This window comes from Hallella multisaccharivorax DSM 17128 (assembly GCF_000218235.1).
Taxonomy (GTDB): Bacteria; Bacteroidota; Bacteroidia; order Bacteroidales; family Bacteroidaceae; genus Prevotella; species Prevotella multisaccharivorax.
The window spans coordinates 536630-557266 of the sequence record NZ_GL945017.1 but is presented as its reverse complement, the minus strand read 5'-3'; the positions used below and the strand labels follow the sequence as shown (position 1 = coordinate 557266).

Genomic DNA, 20637 nt, shown 5'->3' with positions numbered 1-20637 from the left:
AAGAACGTTTTTTTCTATTACAATAACATTCTTCATCCTAACTTTGCAGTCGGAAAACTTAAAAATGAAGCATTATGCGTAACAACAATCGTCTGGCACTCATCCCTGTGATGTTCTGCTTTTTTGCCATGGGCTTTGTCGATTTAGTAGGCACGGCCTCCAACTATGTGAAGCAAGATCTCGCCCTAAGTGATACGGTCGCCAATTTCCTTCCCTCACTTGTCTTCTTCTGGTTTCTTATCTTTTCGGTTCCCACAGGTGTGCTGATGAATAAGATTGGGCGCAAGAAGACGGTGATGCTCTCATTGATTGTCACGGTCATCTCGCTGTTGTTACCCATCTTCTCTGAGGATTTTGCTGTGATGCTTATTTCCTTCTCTCTTTTGGGCATTGGCAATGCCCTCATGCAGACCTCTCTCAATCCGCTTGTTTCATCGTTGGTGAAGGGCCATTTGGCTTCTACGCTGACCTTTGGTCAGTTCATTAAGGCCATCGCCTCGTTCATGGCTCCCATCATCGCGTCGTGGGGCGCTGCCGCTACGATTCCCAGCTTAGGGCTTGGCTGGCGTGTGCTCTTCCCCATCTACATGGTTATCGGCATCCTTGCGTCACTCCTGCTACAAGCTACGCCTATTCAGGAGAAAGAAACCGACATGGAGACTGTAGAGGAGCAGAAGTCAGTGGGGCGCGACTATATTGACACCTTCAAGCTGTTGGGCAATCCTTACGTGCTGTTGTGCTTCTTCGGTATCATGTGCCACGTGGGAATCGACGTGGGTTCCAACACTACGGCACCTAAACTGTTGCAGCAATATGCGGGCATGGCTCTCAACGACGCGGCATGGGCCACGAGCCTTTACTTCATCTTCCGTACCATCGGCTGCATGACAGGCAGTTTCTTCCTGCGCGTATTGAAGACGCGCACTTTCTTCATCATCTCCGTCACGATGATGGCATTGAGCATGGCTTGTATGTTAATGGGCGCTTACAGCACGACTGAAACGTCGAAGTGGTGGCTCTATACGGGTATCGCTCTCGTGGGCTACGGCAACAGTAACGTCTTCTCCATGTGTTTCTCTCAGGCCCTGCTCTACATGCCTGAGAAGAAGAATGGTATCAGTGGTCTGATGATCATGGGGCTTTTCGGCGGCACGATCTTCCCGCTCATCATGGGTATTGCCAGTGATGCCGTGAACTCACAGGTGGGAGCAGTGGTCGTGATGGCTGTGGGTGTGATCTATCTGCTCACGTTTATCAAGCAAATCAAATACTAAAAAGCAAAATAATACAACTATGAGAAAGATCATCGGATTGGGCGAAGTGCTCTATGACGTACTTCCCCTGGGTGCAAAACTTGGCGGCGCACCAGCCAATTTTGCCTATCATGCCAGCCAGTTTGGTTTTGACGCTATGGCCGTGAGCGCTGTGGGCAACGATGTGCTTGGTGACCAGGCCTTGTCTACATTCGATGAGAATGGTTTGAAGTACATCATTCCGCGTGTGCCCTACCCTACTGGAACGGTCAACGTGTCGCTCGACGCTGAGGGAGTGCCTACCTACACCTTCACACCCAATGTGGCTTGGGATCATATTCCTTTCACGCCTGAGATGGAAGATGCTGCAAAGGACGCCTGTGCCGTTTGCTTCGGCTCACTGGCGCAGCGCAGCGAGGATTCCAAGAAAACCATCATGAGCTTTCTTGATGCCACGCCGGAAGCCTGTCTGAAGATCTTCGACATCAACCTTCGTGGTAACTTCTACGACAAGGAGACTATTCGGAATGGTCTGCGCCATTGTGACATCCTGAAGATCAACGATGAGGAGCTCGTCATTGTCGGTCGTATGTTCGACTATCCGGGGCTTGATATGGAAGAGAAATGCCGCATCATTATGCATCGTTACCATCTGAAGATGGTGGTGCTCACGTGTGGTACCAACGGCAGCTATGTCTTTGCTCCCAACGACTTCAAGAGCTTCCAGCCTACGCCTAAGGTGGAGGTGGCTGACACTGTGGGCGCCGGCGACTCCTTCACGGGCTCCTTCACCGCTGCCATCCTCTCCGGCAAGTCCGTCGAGGAGGCGCATGCCCTCGCGGTTAAAGTCAGTGCGTTCGTTTGTACGCAAAAGGGTGCTATGCCAAAGTTGCCCGCAGAGCTTACAAAATAACAGCTTTCGTCATTTACGGCACGTGCCGGACGGTTCTCCGGCACGTGTCGAACAATGCTCCGGCACGTGCCAGACAATGCTCCGGCACGTGCCGGAGTTTCTTTTTTACGCAATAAATGAATTTGCCCACACACGTGGGAGGTTCCCTTGACGTGCGTGGGCAAAAACGAATCAATGGGTTATGGTCTTATCTCAACGGATTGATGACAAAGTGGAAAGTCTTGTCACCGAAGTGCACACGGTATTTGTCCAAAGGTAAAGCTCCCCAACTGTTGGTTCCTCCTAAGCCTTGCTGGATGAGGTCGAAAGTGAGCTCAGTGTATTTGCTCTTCGGCACTTCTGGAGAATGGCGCTGTTTCTTCTCGCTGCCCTCGTCGAGATCTGAGATGTTGTAGTGCAGTGCAGCGGCATCCATCCACGTGTTGATGGGTGTGATCATGAAGGCGACGCCGTCGTTTCCACTCTGCTTCCACCAGCGGATATCGCTCTTCGTGCCTGTTTCCTGCGGACGCATGTAAGGATAGAACTGTTCATCAGCGGTAGCGCTGTAGAGGCCGATAGGCTCCGAGAGCTTGCGGTCGCTGTAGTTCTCTATGAGGCCACGGCCATACCATTGGCTCTTATCCATCGAGTAAGGCAGGTCCATCACCATGCCGAAGCGCAGCATATCAGGTGCCTTGGCGTCGGGCGTGGCCTTGGTCATGGCTTGTTCCACATCGACAGTGCCGTCGCCATAAACCGTGTAAGAAAGGCGCAGCTTGGCGTTGACTTCCGGCATATCGTAGCTTGCGACTACAGTGGCAGCAGTGCCCTTGCTCTCCTTTACTTTCTCCACCGTGATAGCGGTGAGCGTCATCTTCGGATTGTGCCAAGCCTTGAGCTTGTTTTGCAGGCCGGCCCCCATATCATTGTCAGTTACTGCGCGCCAGAAATTGGGCTTCAGTGTGCCGCCATCGCCCAATAAACTCTTGCCGTCAACGGTATATTGTGTGAGCAGACCGGTAGCTTTGTCGAATGCAAGGGAAGCCTTGTCCGATGAGATGACGATCTGTGCATCGCTTTTCTTGTTTTGGATCTTTATCTTGTCTTTGGTGAAATTCTCAATGTAGGTGACGGGTGTAGCCTCGTTGACGATGATCTGGTCGTAAGCCACGGTCTGTTCCTCCTCCATGAGTGGCTCAGCGCTCTTGAGCTTAAAGGCGACGTTGAGCATCACTTCGCCGTCGTCGGGGATGTTGAGTGGAAGCTTGACGGTGGCCGTCTGCTGCGGGGCTACGTTGAGCTGGTCCACGGTGCCGCTTTGCACGGTCTTGCCATCCTTGAGCAAAGTCCAGTCCATGCGATAGTTGCTCAGGTCGCGGAAGAAGTTCTCGTTGTGCACGTTGATGGTGCCTTCAGAAAGGTCTAAGGGCTTCACCCAAATGTTCTGGTATTGGTAAGCCAGTTCGTGTGCGTGGGGGTTCAGCTGCCGGTCAGGCCCGATAATGCCGTTGCAGTTGAAGTTGTTGTCAGACGCATCTGTTGCGTTATAGTCACCGCCATAGGTGTAGAGCGGAGTCATGCCACCCGTTCCGGGTTCATATTTCGCGCTGATGGCATTGAGATCGGCCACGGTTCGCGAGGCCTGAAAGTCGGGTTTGCGGTGCAATCCCTGATCGACGAAGTCCCAATCGTAGCCGCCCTGGAATTTCGGATACTTGCGAATGAGGTCCCAATACTCTTTAAGGTTGCCGCCTGAGTTGCCCATGGTGTGGTTGTACTCGCACTGAATGAGTGGGCGTGTCTGCTTGGTGTCATTGCAATATCTTTCACACCCGCTCACCGTTTCATACATCGGGCAGAAGATATCCGAGTCATAGGGACCGCTGTAAAGTCCGCGCTCATACTGTACGGGGCGTGAATTGTCTTGGCTCTTAATCCAATTGTAGGCGGCAAGGAAGTTGTTGCTGTTGTCGGTCTCATTGCCAAGGCTCCAGACTATGATGGAAGGATGGTTGTATTGCATCTCCATGTTGTGCTGGTTGCGCTCTAAGATTTGCTTGGCAAACTCGGGTTGGGCCACGGGTGTGGACTGATCGTTGCTGTATCCGAATGCATGGCTTTCCTGGTTGGCCTCTGCAGTGACATAGAGTCCGTATTGATCGCAGAGATCATACCACCGTGGATCGTCGGGATAATGGCAGGTACGCACGGCGTTAATGTTGAGCCGTTTCATAATCTGGATGTCCTGAATCATGCGCTCCGGCGTAACGACATAGCCTCCATCGGGGTCCATTTCGTGTCTGTCGGCGCCTTTGATGAGCACGGGCTGCCCGTTGACGAGCAGTTGCGCGTTTTTAATCTCTATCTTTCGGAAGCCTACCTTCTGCGGGATCACTTCGACGACGTTGCCTTTCCGGTCCTTGACGATAGCCTCAAGGGTGAAGAGATAAGGCGTCTCAGCCGTCCACGTCTTCACGTTGCGCACCATGAAGCGTGCGGTACCCTCGGTATGGCCGCGGAAATCGACGGTCTGCTTGGCCACGACCGTACCATTGGCGTTGCGCAGGCGGTATTCCACTATTGGGTTGCCTTTGACCCATGCGTCGACAAGCAGTTCGCCGTCCTTATAATCGTTCTCAAGATCGGGTGTGACGCGAATGTTTTCCATCTGCACTTGGGCATCCCTGGCATAGAGATAGCACTGTCGTGCCACGCCGGAGAGGCGCCAGAAGTCCTGATCTTCGTCCATTGATCCGTCGCACCAGCGGAAGGTTTGGAAGGCGATAAGGTTCTTGCCAGGGTGCAGGTATTTCGTAATGTCAAACTCTGCCGCCACCTTTGAGTCCTCGGTATAGCCTACATACTGTCCGTTGACGAAGAGATACATGTTGGAAGTCACGCTTCCGAAGTGGGCGATGACTTGCTTGCCGTTCCACGATTCCGGTAGATTGACGACGCGTCGATAGGAGCCTACATGGTTGTCTTTGACGGGGACGCTGGTCACAGTAGCGTTTTCGGGTGCGTATTCCGTCTTCCAGCCATTGTAGACATTGCCGTCTTTGAACATGTATCGCCACGCAAGGCCCACGTTTACGTACTCGGGGTCGCCGTAACCGTTGAGCTCCCAGATGCCGGGTACGTTCATGGTCTTCCACGATGAGTCGTCAAGGTCGGTCTTGTAGAAGTCCTGTGGGCGCTCGTTGGCATCCTTGACCCAGTTGAATTTCCACGGGCCCTCGAGGGAGAGGTAGTTGGCCGACTTCTCCAAGTCGCCCCCCCTTGCCTCTGCCTCGTTGGCATAAGCGAAGAAGTTGGTGTGCAGGCGATAGCGGTTCACCTCATTGACTTGCTGGTCGTGCCACTCCGTCCAAGTAGGCATGGCTGCGGCCTTGGTCTTCACGGGTGCAGCCTCCATCGTACACGGCATCGACAGCCATGCTGCCAATGCCATGATAAGTTTACCTTTTGGTTGTCTCATGATTTTAATGTTTAGTCTTTATGCTTTATCTTACAAAGATAAGATAAATTCATGAAACCTTGTTCCCAACCGGAAAACTTTTAAGTGATATTAAATATTTACTTAGAATTATTTCGCATGTATTTTTTTATCTCAACATACCCCACTATCAAACTCCAAACACTAGCAAAGATAAGCGAATCAACATAGCTTGAATCATCATTCTTAGAATTAGCATTAATAAAAATATTAAAGAACTTATCTAAGAAAAGAAACAAGGAAAAGCTTGCGATGAAAAATAAGACAATACGGGAGACTATAATAAATTTTTTATTCATGATAGTATTTCCAATACAAGAAACTACAAATAGCAGTCTGAAGAATCTTTCTACACAATATATTATCTTTTTCAGAAAGATTTGCTGATTTCAATGCTAAATTCAAAGAGTCCGCATAAGATTGAACATCGTTCAATTGAAATTCACCTGAGAAGCATGAAGAGATATAACGTGCTAATAAGCTAATAAATAGTGCACATTTGATATTTCTTTAACATTAGCAAGACAATCTTTTATATTCATAAAAGCAGAATCGGATGTAATTTTATTATTCTGTAATTTCTCAAAAATATTAATAACATTATTACAAACCTTCGGAAAATCGCTTTTATTAATCTCCAAGACTTCTGTATTTAAATAACACAAATCAGAAGCCGCTATTTGACAAACAGACATAATGTTATCATAATCAATACTATCATTTATATAATATTTTTCAGTATTAGTATTAGATGCTGTTTGCTCAATAAGTTTATTGTGAACAAACCCTATAGAGTCCGTCGCATTTTGAGGCAAAGAATCACAAAAGGAAAAGGTCACAGACTGTAATACAGACTGATATAAAGAATCATCTGTACTGACACATCGTCTTGCTTGAACAGATCCAAAAGAAAGTGATTTAGCCATTTTTCTCTGACAATGATTTAAATAGGCATCATAGGCTGTAGAAGCGGCTGCACTAGTTATCCAGCTAGCTACTCCAGGGCCTAAGCAACCCCCGATACCATCTGCTATCTATCGCCAATAAGCCCCATCTAGCGAATTTGGCACCCGCACCTCTAGTACATTGCTCATACTTTTGATTTATACTACTTACAGAATTCAAAAATTGGACTTGCTGTGTAGTTAGAAAATCCTCTGAAACTTCTGTTGTCTTCCTTTCAGTATTTGAGTCTGTTTCAACTTCTACAGAGCAGGAAGCAAAGAAGAATGATACAAGAAGTAGAAGAAAATAAATAGATTTCATTTGCTTTTTATTAATTTATTTTTTGCAAAACTATAAAAAATCACAATTTAGCTAGTCTATTTTTCAGAAAATAATCCAATACTCATGAAAATTAACTTTTTTCTTAGAATTAGGTAACTATGCGTACGTATTTAACTGGGTAAGGTTCTTTTAAAATTATGATTCGACTGATTCTCAGAGTGCTGATTAGGTACTATTAATAGAATCATGCTTTACTATTTCAATAGATAATATAACTAATAATGTTCATAGCGAGAACTGCACACTGAGAAGAAGCTCACGGGGGCGAAGCTCATAGTTGTCCGTGAAGGCACCTACCCCACTGTATCGGGTCACGGCATAGGTTTTCTTGTTGCAGAGGTTACGGAGTGCGACATTGATGCGCGCGCCTTTGAGTCGCCACACTAACTGCGCGTCGAGGAGCAGAACATTGACTGAAGGCGCCTCTGGAAGCTCGTTGTGGTACATGATGCCGTTTGCTGTGAGGTCTACATTTCCGAGGGTGGACGTCAGGGAGAGGCGCTGCATCCAGTTGTTGAGCGTCCCCATGGATGCCTGTCCGCTCTTGGAATGGTCAAAGTTGAAGTCGCCTTCGTAGTCGATGTCCATCCTGTCGGGCGAGAACATCACTTCCGGTGAGATGGCATATCGGCGGTAGCGGTAACCGGTCAGGGTGCCACCGGAGTACTGTTGGCCACGTGAGAAAGTGGCAGCTCCCTTGACAGAGGTCTTCAAATGAAGCTGATAGAAGCCCTTTGAGAGCTCTGCGGCCATGCTTAAATAGTCGGTATGGGTGTTGTGGCGGCTGATATGGTAAAGGTATTGCCCGTTTTTAATCTCCATGTCGGCGGCCATGTCCGACCAGTTGCGCGACGCTGTGAGGCTGGCATTGGCGAAGAATTGATAGTAGGTGCGCTTGTAGTCGAACCTTGTTGTGCCCAAGAGAGCCCGGTTGCGCGGTATGAAGTTGGCGCCCGTCCATAGGGTACGGTAGTCGCTTTGATAGGTATTGAGGGCGAAATTCTTCCATCCGGTGGCTGTCTCCCGATAGTTGACGGTCGATGTCCACTCTGAGTGGTTGTTCGGATTCAGCCGGTAATAGATGCTGGCTTTTGGCAGAAAGAGAGTGGCTTTCTGGCGCGTGTACCGGTTCACTTCGCCTTGTACGCTGAGCGTGAGCAGGTTTGTCTCCGTGCGGTAGGTGAGCGATGGAGACGCCACTGCCCTGAGCAGGGTGTTGTTTTGCTCAATATGGAGGTTCTCAGCTTCCAGAGATGCGAGGTAGTTGCTTTTCCAATGGCCGTGGGGTCTGTATAGTGTCAGCTTGTGTGCCGTATGCCAGAGGTTGGCGTTGAGCTTGTCTGACGAGCCGTTGACGCTCATTTCCTCTGTGGAATGGCTAAAGTCGGCGATGGATGACCAGCTGATGGTGCCGTGCTGCAGGGTGTAGGTCTTGACAATGGAAGCCGTGATGTCGGCTTGCGGGTCGCGTACATGCTGGTCGATTGCGCCCATGTGGGCATATCCGTCTGTCTTGTCGATGTTTGCCTTGAGCCTCACATTGCCGTATTGCTCATCGTTGTTGATGCGGTGCAAGAAGTCAAGGCACAGGTGATCTTCCTTGCGGGTCATGGCGCGCGCTTCGGTAGTCTCTTGCCTGTCTTGCAGATAATAGACACTGTGATTGCTGGTCCGTTGTCGGGTGACGGCCCTGTCATAGCTTACTGACAGTGAGTTTTCGTTCTCTTCCCTACCCTTTCTCAGCACGTCCACGCTGTAAGCCTGCGAGGTGTTGAAGCGCAGCCGTTGCTCTTCAATCGGCGCACTGAGTCCAGGCATGACAAACCACTGCGGAAAGTCGGCGGACTGCGGCAAGCCGTAAAGCCCGTAGAAGGTTGTAAAAGCCTGTCTAAGATCCCTGCCCGTGCGGTCGTACTGCGCCGTGAACTCCCTTTGGCGCTTCTTTCCTATCTGCATCGCCGTGGCGTCGCCGCCTGCATGCGTCGGTCTTCCCACAAGGACATAGGGCCGTAAAGTAAAGGCCCACTGGTCGCGCGCGGAGTCCTTGAGGACGATGTTCATTGCCACGTCGTCGGTGAAGACGCGGTTGCGTAGAGCCTTGATGGGCTGATCGTGCTCGATTACCTCCGCTTTCTTCACGTCTCTGGCATGAACATTTTCCGTGAGCTTGTTGTATTGGCCCTTGCTCAAGTCAAGTCCTTCGACGGTGAAGCGGCTGAGCTGCTTGCCGTTATAACTGATGGCGCCCTCCTTCGATACTTCCACGCCCGGCAGTTTCTTCAGTACGTCCTTCAGATTGTTGTCTCGACTGTTGGCGAAGCGGGTGAGATCGTAGGTGATGGTGTCCTGTTTCATGGTGACAGCACCGGCCTTGACCTTCACTTCCTTGAGTTCGAAGGCTTGAGGGCGCAGGCTTATGTGAAGTTGGCGAGCGTCAGCCTCCACCGTTTTCTTCTGATAGCCGAGAGCTGTCACTTGCAGCTTGTCGCCTTTCTGCGTCGTGGTGTGGAGGATGAAAGCGCCCTTGGCGTCCGTCTGCGCGAAGGCAACGGTCTTGCCCTCACGTTTCAGCTGCACGCTGGCTGCAGTAATGGCTTTCCCTGACAAGGAGTCGGCCACCGTACCTTCCGTTTTCTGGGCGCACAGCAAGGCCGGAAAGAGCAGGAGCAGAAGCAAGACAGACCACCGCATGTGCTTAACGCTCCAAAGGATTGTAAGGCCGAGTCCTGCTCAGACTGGCTTTCAGTTTCTGATTCCTTTCTATGCTATCTGTTTTTCCGTTGGCTGTTATGATGGCAGTACGCAAGCCTCGTGAGCCGTCCAAAGGAGAAGTCGTGCGCTTCATTTTGTCAAACTTCTGCTGAGTCGTGTCTTCGTATTTTCTGGCATCTTCCATCATTACGATGGCCTCTTTACCATTGATTTGCTCCAGTCCGCTGGCTTCAAAGACAAACTGTTTTTCGCTGTCGCGGGCGCTGAGAATAAGTCCGGGCAGTCCGATGAGTTTCCATGGTCCTTGGCTGATGGGAATATCCTCGGTGTACCATGCTGTCCAGCGGCGTCCTTTAAAGTCGGTTACAGCCATGGTGCACTTGTAGTTGAGGATGGTTTTCACGCTGTCGGCCACGATGCGCCACTGCGGAGTCTGTGTCGGCTCCTTGATACGGTAGTTGTCAGAGTAGACGAAGTCATAGACCGACGTAAAGCCCTCGGGGTCATTGCGGTACAGTGTCCACTTCAGTGTGCCGACCTTGCCTTTGAAGGCTTTCATGTCGATGCTGCCGGTCAAGATGGCTTTCTGGAAGTATTCTTGCGCCTGCACATAAGTATAACTGTAGAACTTGCTGACCTTTGTGCCGATATCAAGGCGCATGAGGTCGTCGCCGTAACGGTAATGGCCAAGTGAGTCGAGCTTGGTAGTGTCATTAACCGACTTGGTGTTGTAGGAAACGCGGTACATGACACAGTCGATGGAGTCCTTCTTTCCGTCGTCTCCCTTAGCCGATGCAGTCAGGCAGGAGAAGGTAAAAAGGCTGAGGAGGGTGAAAAATGCCTTTTTCATAAGTCTAAATGGTTTTCTTATGGCAAAGTTATACAAAATAAAAGAGAAACGCTTTAAATGGAAAGATGTTTTTCTTTTGTAGGAAAGAAAAGTCATTGTTATCCTTGTGGAATAGGGAAGAAAGGGGTAATTTTGCAGCATCACATTTCTTGAACAATACATTCGCATCATGGAGAAAGATAATCCTTATATCAAACAATACCCTGACCTGATGCAGGGCAAGAAGATGATGTACAACCATGGCTTTGGCTCAGCAGCCTCGTCAGGTACGGTGAAGCTCATCCGCCAGACGTTTCCCAATGCAGAGGTGGTGGCCTATGACATTCCGCTGCACCCTGCCGAGGGTCTGGCGCTGTTGAAAGAGAAGGCAGAGGTAGAGAAGCCCGACCTGATTATCGGCACATCAATGGGCGGTATGTACACCGAAATGCTTTATGGCTTCGACCGTATCTGTGTCAATCCCGCTTTCGAGATGGCGCAGACCATGAAGGAGCACGGCCTTACGGGCAAGCAGACGTGGCAGAATCCGCGGCAGGACGGTGAGACAGAGTTCATGGTGACCAAGGCGTTGGAAAAGGAATACAAGGAAATGACGGACCAATGCTTCACAGCTATGGAAGCGATGACGGCTGAGGAGAAGGCCAAAGAGCTGCAACATGTGTGGGGTCTCTTCGGCGATGAGGACGACGTGGTGAACACATGGGATGTCTTCTGCAGCCACTACGTGCAGGCGGCCCACTTCCATGGGGCTCACCGCATGGACGACAAAAGCTTCCTGGCGGGCGTGGTGCCTGTCATTCGCTGGATAGACGACCGTCAGGAAGGACGAGAACGGCAGATCGTCTATATCGACAGCAGCTGTCTGGCCGACAGTTACGGCAAGCCGCGCCCGAGTCTACACAAGGCTTTCAGCACGTTGGTCGAGAAATATCAAGTATACATTGTTGTACCCGCACCTACCAACAGCCACGACAGCTTCGCTCAAAACGCCGAATGGATAGAGCGGTATCTCTCCACACCGGCGCACGATCACGTCATCTATACCAATCAGAAGCAGTTGCTCTACGGCGACTTCTTCATCGACATGCGTCCCGCTGACAATCTTTTGGCTACGGCCATACAGCTTGGCAGCGATGAGTTTAAGACGTGGGAAGAGGTGATTACCTATTTCAGCCGGATTTAGTCGTTGGAGGATTGCTTCACAGTGGATTTCCGTCTACGCCGTAATCGCATTGCCTTTACGCCGTAATCGCATTGCCTTTACGCTGTAATCGCATTGCCTTTACGCTGTAATCGCATTGCCTTTACGCTGTAATCGCATTGCCTTTACGCTGTAATCGCATTGCCTTTACGGCGTAGACGCAATTAGACCACGCATAGAGCGCTTCGTGACAGCTGTTCAGAAAGTCTCGGATGAAGCTATTTCTTTTCTTAATTCATTGGTAGTCACATCTTTAAGATTCGATGTGAGCGTGACGAATCTGTCGGCATAACGCAGGGCGATGTCAAGGTCGTGGATGGACGCCACCACTATTTTTCCCATGTCGTGAGCGATGGAGCGGAGCAATGAGAGAGTCGCTGACTTGCTCTCATAGTCGAGGAAAGCCGTCGGTTCGTCAAGGAGGATGACGGGTGTCTGTTGGGCTATGGCGCGCGCAATCATGACCTTTTGCCGCTCGCCGTCGCTTAGCGTGGTGATGTCGCGACGGGCGAAGGGTAGGGTGCCGGTGAGCGTCATGGCTTGGTCGATGATGCGTTCATCGTCGGGCGTGAGCCTGCCGAAAAATCCTGTGTAAGGCAGGCGCCCCATGCCGACTATTTCGCGGGCGGTAAGATTCAGCGCGTCAATCTTTTCCGTCAGCACCACACTGACGAGCCTCGCCACCCGATCTCGGGGCATGTCGTTGACTGTCAGAGGCTTCATTGTCTTGTCAGATTCCCATAGAATGTTGCCTCCAAAGGATGGCTGAATGCCGGCCATGGTGCGGAGAAGTGTCGATTTGCCCAGTCCGTTTCGGCCGATGAGGCAGGTGAGACCATGGTCGTGGAAACACCCGCTGAGTGGCCCTGATACGATGTGGCGCCGGTAGCCTATGGTCAGGTGGTCTATGATCAGCTTGCTCATGAGTGCAAAGTTAGAAAGATTATTTGTGAGTCGTGCTTTGCGCATGGGAAAAATGGCTACCTTTGCATTGCATTATGAGTGAATCAGCCATACAGTCATTGCAGCGACAGCGCTTGCTGTTGCAGTTGGAATATCAAACGGAGAAGGAGGCCTTCCGCAAACAGACGGAGGCCGTGGGCATCGGGCGCAAGGTGAAACGCGGCGATGCCTGGTATCCCGTGTTGGTGGGGCAGAGCCATTACAATTCGCTCAACCAGATGACGGTAGAGATACTCCGGACGCAGGACCAAGATGTAGAGCACAACTTTGAGTATGGCAAGCCGGTAATGTTTTTCAGTGTCACCAAGGCGGTGGTCAAGGGTAGGGAGATGTCGTTGATACACTATTTTCCTTTCACCGGTACCGTGTCTTATGCCGAAGGCGACCGCATGGTAGTCGTGGTGCCGGAGGGACATGCTCTCGATTTGCAGGGTGTCGACCGGCCCTTGGGCGTGCAGTTGTCGTTTGATGAGACCAGTTATCGCACGATGTTCGATGCCCTCGACCGCGTCATTCATGCTAAAAGCGGGCGGTTGGCCTATCTTCGTGAGCTTTTCTATACGAAGATGGTTGCAGGCCGCTTCACCTTTGCACCCATGTCTTTTCCCTGGCTTAACGAGACGCAGGAGCGTGCTGTCAATGAGGTGTTGCGTGCCAAGGATGTGGCTGTCGTCCACGGTCCTCCTGGCACCGGTAAGACAACGACTCTCGTCGAGGCCATCAACGAGACGCTGATGCGTGAGAGCCAGGTGCTCGTTTGCGCGCAAAGCAACATGGCTGTCGACTGGATTTGCGAGAAACTCGTTGACCGCGGCATCAATGTGCTGCGCATCGGCAATCCCACACGGGTCAACGACAAGATGCTTGGCTTTACCTACGAGCGGCGGTTTGAGGCTCATCCCGACTATTCGCAACTGTGGGCCATCCGCAAAGCCATACGTGAACTGCGGCGCCGGAAGAAAGGACGCGACGACAATTTCCATCAGAAACTGGAGCGGTTGAAGTCGCGGGCCACGGAGCTGGAAATCCGCATCAACGCCGAACTCTTTGGTGAAGCGCGCGTCATAGCTTCGACACTTGTGGGCTCTGCCAACCGCCTGTTGGAGGGTCAGAAGTTTGGAACACTCTTCATTGATGAGGCGGCCCAGGCGCTTGAGGCTGCGTGCTGGATACCGATACGTCGGGTGAGCCGCGTCATCCTTGCCGGCGACCACTGCCAGTTGCCACCGACGGTGAAGAGCATCGCGGCGCTGAAAGGTGGCCTGGGAAAAACACTCATGGAGCGTATCGTGGAGAACAAGCCGGAGTGCGTGACCTTACTCGGCGTGCAATATCGTATGAACGAGGAGATTATGAGGTTTTCATCCGACTGGTTCTATGGCGGCAGGGTGAGGACTGCACCGGAGATATTACAGCGTAAAAGCATCCTCAATCTCGACCGGCCTATCCTTTGGCTCGATACGGGTCAGATAGAGATGGGGCCTGATGAACCCAGCAATAAGGAGCAGTTTATAGGCGAAAGCTTCGGCCGTGTGAATAAGGGTGAGGCTGAGCTGACGCTCTCCAGCCTGCAAGCTTACTTCACGAAGATCGGCAAGGAGCGTATTTTAGATGAGCGGATAGATGTCGGTGTCATTTCGCCTTATCGTGCGCAGGTGCAGTATCTTCGTAGCCTGGTCAGGAAGCGTGAGTTTTTCAAACCCTACCGCCGGCTGATTACGGTAAACACTGTTGACGGCTTTCAGGGGCAGGAGCGCGACATCATTCTCATCTCCATGGTGCGGGCCAACGAGAATGGGGAGATAGGTTTTCTGCACGATCTGCGCCGCATGAATGTCGCCATCACGCGGGCCCGCATGAAGCTCATCATCCTTGGCGACGTACAGACGCTGGCCCGTCATCCGTTTTACAAGAAGCTATGGGAATATGTCAGGGCACTGAATGAGCGCTCTGCTGAAGGTTGAAAGCATCGACGGCTTTCTTGACAGAGCCATGTTTCAGTAGCAAGGCGCTGGCCTGCTCATAAGGCAGGCGGGTGTACTCCATGACCATGCGTGTGCCGCGGTCGACGAGCTTTTGGTTGGTGAGCTGCATGTTCACCATGCGGTTACCCTTGACACGGCCTAACTGTATCATTAAAGTAGTGGAGATCATGTTCAGAATCATCTTCTGTCCGGTGCCCGATTTCATGCGCGAGGAGCCGGTGACGAATTCCGGTCCCACAATCATCTCAATGGGATAGTCGCAGGCTTCGGTGAGTGGTGAACCTGGATTAGAGGTGATGCATCCGGTGAGACATCCATGGATTCGCGCCTCTTTCAGTGCCCCGACAACGTAGGGTGTGGTGCCCGAAGCGGCTATACCGATGACCGTATCCTCCGGCCCCATGCCGTGTTGCTCCAGTTCTTTCCAGCCGCTTTCTGGGTCATCCTCGGCTCCTTCCACCGCATGACGCAGGGCGGTATCGCCGCCGGCGATGAGTCCGTAGACCAGTGTGGGCGGCACTCCGAAGGTGGGTGGCAGTTCCGAAGCATCGAGCACGCCGAGCCGTCCGCTTGTACCCGCACCCATATAGAACACGCGTCCGCCCTGACGCATGCGAGGAACGATGTGCTCCACCAACGCTTCTATCTGCGGAATAGCTTTCTTCACGGCATGAGCTATCTTTTGATCCTCGCGGTTGATGTCGTTCAGCAACTCGTGGACGCTCTTTTTCTCAAGGTCGTCGTAGAGGGAAGGCTGTTCGGTGATTCTTGTGAAAGTCATGTTTGGTGTTTTTATTTACCAGTGTGATAAGTCACCAGGGACTCTAAAGGAGCCTGTATGATGCGCCCCAAGTGCATGCTTTCCTCTTTCAATGCATCGGAGAGAGGCTTGCTGAAGTATTTGGCAATGCTGCCGTTGAAGCCGATAGGCAGGGTCTGCCAGCTGTCGTACTGCATGACATTGCGGCGGAGAAAGGCTCGAAAGCTCTCTTTGACGAGGCGATAGACTTGTGGTTCGCAGAGGTTTTCCTCAAGGAAGGGCACGAAAGAAGCTAAAAACGTGTTGGGTTTAGGCTGCCGGTAGACGCGGTCGATGATTTCGGCGGGCGTCATTTTGAACTTCTCAAAGAAACGTTGACAGATGTTTTCCGACATCTGATGCTTCAGTATGTCGCCCACTAATAGCTTTCCAAGGACGGCGCCGCTGCCTTCATCGCCAAGGATGAAGCCTAAAGGGGAGACATTCTTCACCAGATATTTACCGTCGTAGGCGCACGAGTTGCTGCCCGTGCCGAGAATACAGGCGATGCCTGGGTGGTGGCCACAGATGCCGCGTGCGGCGCCAAGCATGTCGCTTGCTACCTCGCATTCGCCTTGAATCGTGAGGTTAGCGCGCAGCGCACGCTCCACGACGGGTTTCTTTTCAGGGGTGCAACCGGCGCCGTAGAAATGGACTTCATCCATCGTGACCGTTGGAAGTTCAGGCACAAGATGGGCGTTGATCTCTTCCGTGATGGCCGCTTCCGACATTTGGAAGGGATTGATGCCGCCTGTGCGTAGTGTCTTCACGAGTCTCCCGTTGTCTATCAAGCCCCAGTCCGTTTTTGTAGAGCCGCTGTCTGCTAAGAGTATCATGGTTGTTGGTTATTTATGTCCATACCGTTCATCTACCTGTTTTCGGATGACGAAGGTGATGCCAAGGGTTGCGATGCAGCACACCATGACCATCCAAAAGAAGTTGACATAGCCAATGGCTTCCTGTATATATCCTGCCACAAAGCCGGGAAGCATCATGCTCAGGGCCATGAAGGCGGTGCAGATGGCATAGTGAGAGGTTTTGAACTCGCCTTCGGAGAAGTACATCATGTACAGCATGTAGGCCGTAAAACCAAAGCCATAGCCGAACTGCTCAATGCAGAGGGCCAGCGTGATGATGCCTACATTGACAGGTTGCCAGATGGCGAGATAGACGAAAGTGACGCAAGGCAGCGTGATGGCGGTCGCCATGATCCACAGTGAGTGCTTTAGGCCCCGCCTCGAAGCGACGATGCCGCCGATGATGCCACCGCCCAACAAGGCGATAACGCCAAAGGTTCCGTAGACGAGGCCTACCAATTCAGTGCTCAATCCAAGGCCTCCAGAGGCTGTGCTATGCACGAGGAAGGGCTGGCACATCTTAATGAGGAAGCCCTCCGGTAACCGGTAAAGGAGCATGAAAGCGATGGCCCACAGCACGTTGGGCTTTTTGATGAAGGTGGAAAAAGATTCGGTGAGCTCACTCCATTTGACTTGATGCGAGGAGGCTGCTGCTGTGTTGCCGCGTGGCTTGTCGCCGTCAGCGCGTGGCAGAAAGAAGGTATGATAGAGTGTGACCATCAAGAAGATGATAGCACTCAACCCTAAGGTGATTCTCCAGGAATAGGGAATGTTGCCGGTACGACTCTCTATGGATCCGGCAATAAACACGAGTACGCCTTGCCCGAAGACGGAGGCGATGCGGTAGAACGTGCTTCGGATGCCGATAAATGCAGCCTGACTGCTCGGGCTGTGCGCCAGCATATAGTAGCCGTCGGCAGCGATGTCGTGCGTGGCGGAGGCAAAGGCGGCGATGATAAACAGCACCAGCGTGATCGTAAAGAGGCTGATAGGTGTCTGCCCGCCCGCTATCATCTGCGCGGAAGGTCTGGGTAAAGTGATCGTGAGCAGTATTAGAAGCACCGTGAGCAGGGCTTGCATGGTGATGATCCACCAGCGTTTGGTACGCACCACATCGACTAACGGACTCCAAATGCCTTTCAGAAACCAGGGGAAATAGAGTAGGGTGGTGAAGAAGGCCATATCGCCATTGGGCACGCCCATCTTCGTGAACATCATCACAGAGATGTTGTTAACGATGAAGTAAGGTACGCCTTCGGCAAAATAAAGCGTTGGCACCCATACCCAAGGAGAGATGTTTTTAGTGTTCATGCTGCTTGTTCATTGTGATGCGCGCCATCAGTTCCCAGGTGCGGATGCGGTCTTTATACGTGTTGTTGCGGTTTTCTTTCTCGATGCTTAAGTCGCCATCGGAGTTGTCGTCCCAGCGGCGACAGCAATACACGGGGTCGTAGATGCGGCCGATGAGGTAGTGACGGCTCAGGGCAAGCATAAAGGCATAGTCCTCACCGTAGTTCACGTTGGGCATGGTGATGTCGCGCAGCAGGGGCGAATACATTCCTCGCGGCGCGCCGAGGCCGTTGATACGAAGGGCGTTGTTGCGGCCATTTTCCGGTGTCCACTCCGCGTGGTCGATCTTTCCAGGCGGCAGAATGTTCTTATTGATGTCGGTGAGCTCATAGGTACCGATGATAGCGCCGGTCTTCTGCTCCATGAACGCGTCGTAATAGGTCTGCAGGGTGTTCTCGTCGAGGTAGACATCGTCCGAGTCGAGCTGCACGATGAATCGGCCGCAGCGTGGGTCATGCGCGCAGAGATTCCAGCTGCCGCCCACCCCTAAGTCGCGTCTTTGGGTGACAATATGTACGATACGGCCGTCGTTGGCGGCCATCTCGTCGATAGCCTCCGTCGTGCCGTCAGTGGAATGGCACTCAGGACCATTCTCAATGATGAAGATATTGTAGTCGAAGGTCGTTCTCTGATTCTGTGCGCTTTCGATGGCATCGCGGATGGTGCGGATGCGGTTACGCACGGGAATCATGACGCTCACCTCCACGGGGAAGTGTCCAGCCTGGATGTCTATGGGCTCAAATTCGGGCTTGAGATAGCCGCCAATCTCTTTTAAGTACTCAGTGACGGCTTGCTCCATCTCTATTTGCGAGGTGCGGTTCCTTGGGTCGACGTAGTCGAAAAGCTTCTCACCGGTCTTGCGTGTATCGAGCTCTACTTCTGAGTAGAGGTATTCGTTGATATGGCTGAACTGATATTTTTCGGCGAGTTTCAGTCTGAGATCGTAGAACCCTACAGCCTGATAATCTGCTTTCATACGTACGACAGCCTCCTTGAGCGCGTCGGTACGGAAGAGCAACACAGAGCCAAAATTGAAGTCGTCGCGCAAAGCACCCATCTGATAGTCAATGGTGGGAGCGTCGGTGCGCTTGCCGTCGGCGGAGATGTTGTAGTGGTCGGCATAGGTCATGGCGGCACGGGTGATGTCGGCCACTTGCACCATACGTTGCAGGGCGAGGTAGCCCATCTGTATGTATTGTCCTTTCAGGAAGAGCAGTGTGTATTTGGCAGAGGTCTGTCCGGCTATCTGTTTCAGTGTGGCTGAAGCTTTCATGTTGCCGTCAACGACGGTGACATTGCCGACCAGAGCCTCGTTTTGGAAGGCCTCTACGTTTTTTAAGGTCTCTTCTTCATTGCCGCGGGCAATGAAGCAATCTATTTGTTGTGTCATTGTGAATGGCTTTTTTGCTTATTTGTATTCCCGATAAGGCTTTTCGAGGTCGAGGTAATGGAAGTTGTGTTGACGCCTGTGCGCCTCGTCGGGAAGCTGCATATAGTCGCCGTATTTGTTGGTGAGGTAGGTGTCGTAATACTCCACCCCGCGTAGTGTGGTATCTTCAAAGGGGTAGGGTGTAGGCGTGCCGAGTGTCTCTTTCCTCATGGCGCCGCGCGATCCGTCGTCGTAGTCAGCGACAAGCGCGCTGTGATCGTAACTGTATTTGTGCAGCAATGCCTGGATTTTGCACTGTACGCCCTGCATGGTGTAGAGTTTTCGGCAGAGCAGAGGCACCCAGCTGCTGGGACCATGCCCGTGTTTATAGGGATCACGATGGACGAGATACAGCACCCGCTTATAGTATTCGTACTTGGCGAAATGCAACTTACGGGCAAGGGTATTGGCGGGGACGCCGTCGATGGGAAACACATCGATGTAGACTCCACCAAGGTATCTCAGATGCGAACGCTCGATGAGAGTGGTACTGGCGTCTTGAATCTTGGCGAAGGGTAGGGGGTAAGAGGGATCGTCTTCGGCGCAGACCATCTCGTAGGGTTGCGGCAACCACTTGCGACAATGGGCGATGAGGCGGTCGTAGTCGGGCCGCGGCATGGCAATATCCATGTCGTCATCCCAGGGGATGAAGCCCTTGTGGCGCACGGCGCCTATCATGCTGCCCGCCCAAAGATAGTAAGTCAGGTGGTGCGTCTGGCATGTCTGGTGGAGCGCTTCACAGATTTTCAGGATTCTCTGATGAACCTGATGGATGTCATAGTCTGCCATATTCGGAGATACATTACAGGCTTTTGCCCTTAATATAGTTCTTTTGGGATGAGCTTCTGCGCATGGCGAAAGTCCTCGGGCGTATCGAGTTCGATGGAGAAGAGATCGGTGGTGTCGATGACTTTAAAGCAGTATCCTTGCGGAATGAGCCGCTGAAAGGCTGCCTCGTAGAAGGTATCTACCTGTTTTTCCTGCTCTATCATCGTGGTGAGGAGCCTGTAGAGTGCCTGACTATAGTCGGGTGTAAACTTCTCTATACCTACAGACTCGCCATAAGCCAGTATGGGATCACAAGTCTTGCTGATTTCCACGATATTGGTATCATTGTCGACGACGACCTTCATCTCCTCTTTGCCGAGGGGATGACGACAGACCGTCAGCGCGTTGCCTTCCTGTCGGAGAAGGCGTTTAAGAATGGCAGGGTCGTAAAGCAGATCGCTGTCCAACAGCAAGAAGTCCTTGCCGTCTACCCATGGGCGCGCCAACCACAACGAATAGATGTTGTTAGTGGTGGCGTAATCGTCATTTTGAATAAATGTGAAGCTGTCGTCAGGATAGTGATCCTGCAGAAAGACTTCTATCTGACGATGCAAATAGCCTGTGACAATGACAAAATCGTGAATGCCTGTAGAGCTGAGGGCATCCACCGATCGTTGCAGCAGTGAGCGGCCGCCAATCTCCAACAGACACTTGGGCTGTTGGTCGGTCAATGGACGCAAGCGTTTTGCCATTCCGGCAGCGAGGATAACGGCTATCATGCTGATGCTATGG

The 20637-nt window shown here is 51.8% G+C and carries 15 protein-coding genes; 4 read left to right on the top strand and 11 right to left on the bottom strand.

Annotation, left to right across the window (positions count from 1 at the left end; genetic code table 11):
- The first annotated feature begins 74 nt into the window (after positions 1-74).
- Complete coding sequence (locus tag PREMU_RS02770) at positions 75-1274, top strand: MFS transporter (RefSeq protein WP_007572956.1); 1200 nt, start codon at positions 75-77, stop codon at positions 1272-1274.
- A 19-nt stretch (positions 1275-1293) separates the two neighbouring features.
- Positions 1294-2166 carry a carbohydrate kinase family protein gene (locus PREMU_RS02765; protein ID WP_007572955.1) on the top strand — a complete coding sequence of 291 codons (873 nt, stop codon included), beginning with the start codon at positions 1294-1296 and terminating at the stop codon, positions 2164-2166.
- A 187-nt stretch (positions 2167-2353) separates the two neighbouring features.
- On the opposite strand, the gene PREMU_RS02760 is transcribed toward PREMU_RS02765, so the two are convergent.
- The 4 genes from PREMU_RS02760 to PREMU_RS02735 all read right to left on the bottom strand — a co-directional run bounded on the left by PREMU_RS02760 (position 2354) and on the right by PREMU_RS02735 (position 10493).
- Positions 2354-5626 (bottom strand): glycoside hydrolase family 2 TIM barrel-domain containing protein, encoded by a 3273-nt coding sequence (locus PREMU_RS02760; protein WP_007572954.1) that lies wholly within the window; start codon positions 5624-5626, stop codon positions 2354-2356.
- A 491-nt stretch (positions 5627-6117) separates the two neighbouring features.
- Positions 6118-6570: a hypothetical protein gene (locus PREMU_RS02750; protein WP_156803940.1), complete on the bottom strand. Its 453-nt coding sequence runs from the start codon at positions 6568-6570 to the stop codon at positions 6118-6120.
- 586 nt (positions 6571-7156) lie between these two features.
- Positions 7157-9622 carry a carboxypeptidase-like regulatory domain-containing protein gene (locus PREMU_RS02740; RefSeq protein ID WP_007572950.1) on the bottom strand — a complete coding sequence of 822 codons (2466 nt, stop codon included), beginning with the start codon at positions 9620-9622 and terminating at the stop codon, positions 7157-7159.
- Positions 9623-9626: 4 nt separating this feature from the next.
- Entirely contained in the window at positions 9627-10493 is an 867-nt protein-coding gene (locus PREMU_RS02735; RefSeq protein WP_007572949.1) for a GLPGLI family protein, read from the bottom strand.
- 169 nt (positions 10494-10662) lie between these two features.
- Between PREMU_RS02735 and PREMU_RS02730 the strand changes: the two genes are divergently transcribed.
- The gene (locus tag PREMU_RS02730) at positions 10663-11676 is read left to right on the top strand and encodes a YqiA/YcfP family alpha/beta fold hydrolase (protein ID WP_007572947.1); all 1014 of its coding nucleotides are present in this window, start codon (positions 10663-10665) and stop codon (positions 11674-11676) included.
- Positions 11677-11892: 216 nt separating this feature from the next.
- Here PREMU_RS02730 and PREMU_RS02725 read toward each other — a convergent pair whose 3' ends face one another.
- Positions 11893-12618: an ABC transporter ATP-binding protein gene (locus PREMU_RS02725; RefSeq protein ID WP_007572945.1), complete on the bottom strand. Its 726-nt coding sequence runs from the start codon at positions 12616-12618 to the stop codon at positions 11893-11895.
- 71 nt (positions 12619-12689) lie between these two features.
- Here PREMU_RS02725 and PREMU_RS02720 point away from each other — a divergent pair, with 71 nt between their 5' ends.
- On the top strand, positions 12690-14621 hold the full coding sequence (locus PREMU_RS02720) for an AAA domain-containing protein (RefSeq protein WP_156804045.1): 1932 nt from the start codon (positions 12690-12692) through the stop codon (positions 14619-14621).
- Here the strand turns inward: PREMU_RS02720 and murQ are convergent.
- Genes murQ through PREMU_RS02690 form a run of 6 tightly spaced genes read right to left on the bottom strand, consistent with a single transcriptional unit; the run spans position 14587 to position 20624 of the window.
- Entirely contained in the window at positions 14587-15423 is an 837-nt protein-coding gene (gene murQ / locus PREMU_RS02715) for an N-acetylmuramic acid 6-phosphate etherase (RefSeq protein ID WP_007572942.1), read from the bottom strand. The two genes, PREMU_RS02720 and murQ, sit on opposite strands and share 35 nt — an antisense overlap.
- 11 nt (positions 15424-15434) lie before the next feature.
- Positions 15435-16277 (bottom strand): hypothetical protein, encoded by an 843-nt coding sequence (locus PREMU_RS02710; RefSeq protein ID WP_007572940.1) that lies wholly within the window; start codon positions 16275-16277, stop codon positions 15435-15437.
- Between the two features lie 9 nt (positions 16278-16286).
- Positions 16287-17609, bottom strand: coding sequence for an MFS transporter (locus PREMU_RS02705; protein WP_007572939.1), 1323 nt, complete (start codon positions 17607-17609; stop codon positions 16287-16289).
- Entirely contained in the window at positions 17599-19038 is a 1440-nt protein-coding gene (locus tag PREMU_RS02700) for a glycosyltransferase family 2 protein (RefSeq protein WP_007572937.1), read from the bottom strand. The genes PREMU_RS02705 and PREMU_RS02700 overlap by 11 nt, the downstream gene beginning before the upstream one ends.
- Positions 19039-19056: 18 nt before the next feature.
- Complete coding sequence (locus PREMU_RS02695; protein ID WP_007572935.1) at positions 19057-19866, bottom strand: LicD family protein; 810 nt, start codon at positions 19864-19866, stop codon at positions 19057-19059.
- A gap of 29 nt (positions 19867-19895) precedes the next feature.
- The gene (locus PREMU_RS02690; protein WP_007572933.1) at positions 19896-20624 is read right to left on the bottom strand and encodes a phosphocholine cytidylyltransferase family protein; all 729 of its coding nucleotides are present in this window, start codon (positions 20622-20624) and stop codon (positions 19896-19898) included.
- Between the last annotated feature and the right edge of the window lie 13 nt (positions 20625-20637).

Bases quoted from the DNA above. Each gene is read 5' to 3' on its own strand.
- PREMU_RS02770 (WP_007572956.1), top strand. From the start codon at position 75: ATGCGTAACAACAATCGTCTGGCACTCATCCCTGTGATGTTCTGCTTT.
- PREMU_RS02750 (WP_156803940.1), bottom strand. From the start codon at position 6,570: ATGGCTAAATCACTTTCTTTTGGATCTGTTCAAGCAAGACGATGTGTC.
- PREMU_RS02760 (WP_007572954.1), bottom strand. From the start codon at position 5,626: ATGAGACAACCAAAAGGTAAACTTATCATGGCATTGGCAGCATGGCTG.
- PREMU_RS02695 (WP_007572935.1), bottom strand. From the start codon at position 19,866: ATGGCAGACTATGACATCCATCAGGTTCATCAGAGAATCCTGAAAATC.
- PREMU_RS02700 (WP_007572937.1), bottom strand. From the start codon at position 19,038: ATGACACAACAAATAGATTGCTTCATTGCCCGCGGCAATGAAGAAGAG.
- PREMU_RS02710 (WP_007572940.1), bottom strand. From the start codon at position 16,277: ATGATACTCTTAGCAGACAGCGGCTCTACAAAAACGGACTGGGGCTTG.
- PREMU_RS02730 (WP_007572947.1), top strand. From the start codon at position 10,663: ATGGAGAAAGATAATCCTTATATCAAACAATACCCTGACCTGATGCAG.
- PREMU_RS02740 (WP_007572950.1), bottom strand. From the start codon at position 9,622: ATGCGGTGGTCTGTCTTGCTTCTGCTCCTGCTCTTTCCGGCCTTGCTG.
- PREMU_RS02705 (WP_007572939.1), bottom strand. From the start codon at position 17,609: ATGAACACTAAAAACATCTCTCCTTGGGTATGGGTGCCAACGCTTTAT.
- PREMU_RS02765 (WP_007572955.1), top strand. From the start codon at position 1,294: ATGAGAAAGATCATCGGATTGGGCGAAGTGCTCTATGACGTACTTCCC.
- PREMU_RS02735 (WP_007572949.1), bottom strand. From the start codon at position 10,493: ATGAAAAAGGCATTTTTCACCCTCCTCAGCCTTTTTACCTTCTCCTGC.
- PREMU_RS02690 (WP_007572933.1), bottom strand. From the start codon at position 20,624: ATGATAGCCGTTATCCTCGCTGCCGGAATGGCAAAACGCTTGCGTCCA.
- PREMU_RS02725 (WP_007572945.1), bottom strand. From the start codon at position 12,618: ATGAGCAAGCTGATCATAGACCACCTGACCATAGGCTACCGGCGCCAC.
- murQ (WP_007572942.1), bottom strand. From the start codon at position 15,423: ATGACTTTCACAAGAATCACCGAACAGCCTTCCCTCTACGACGACCTT.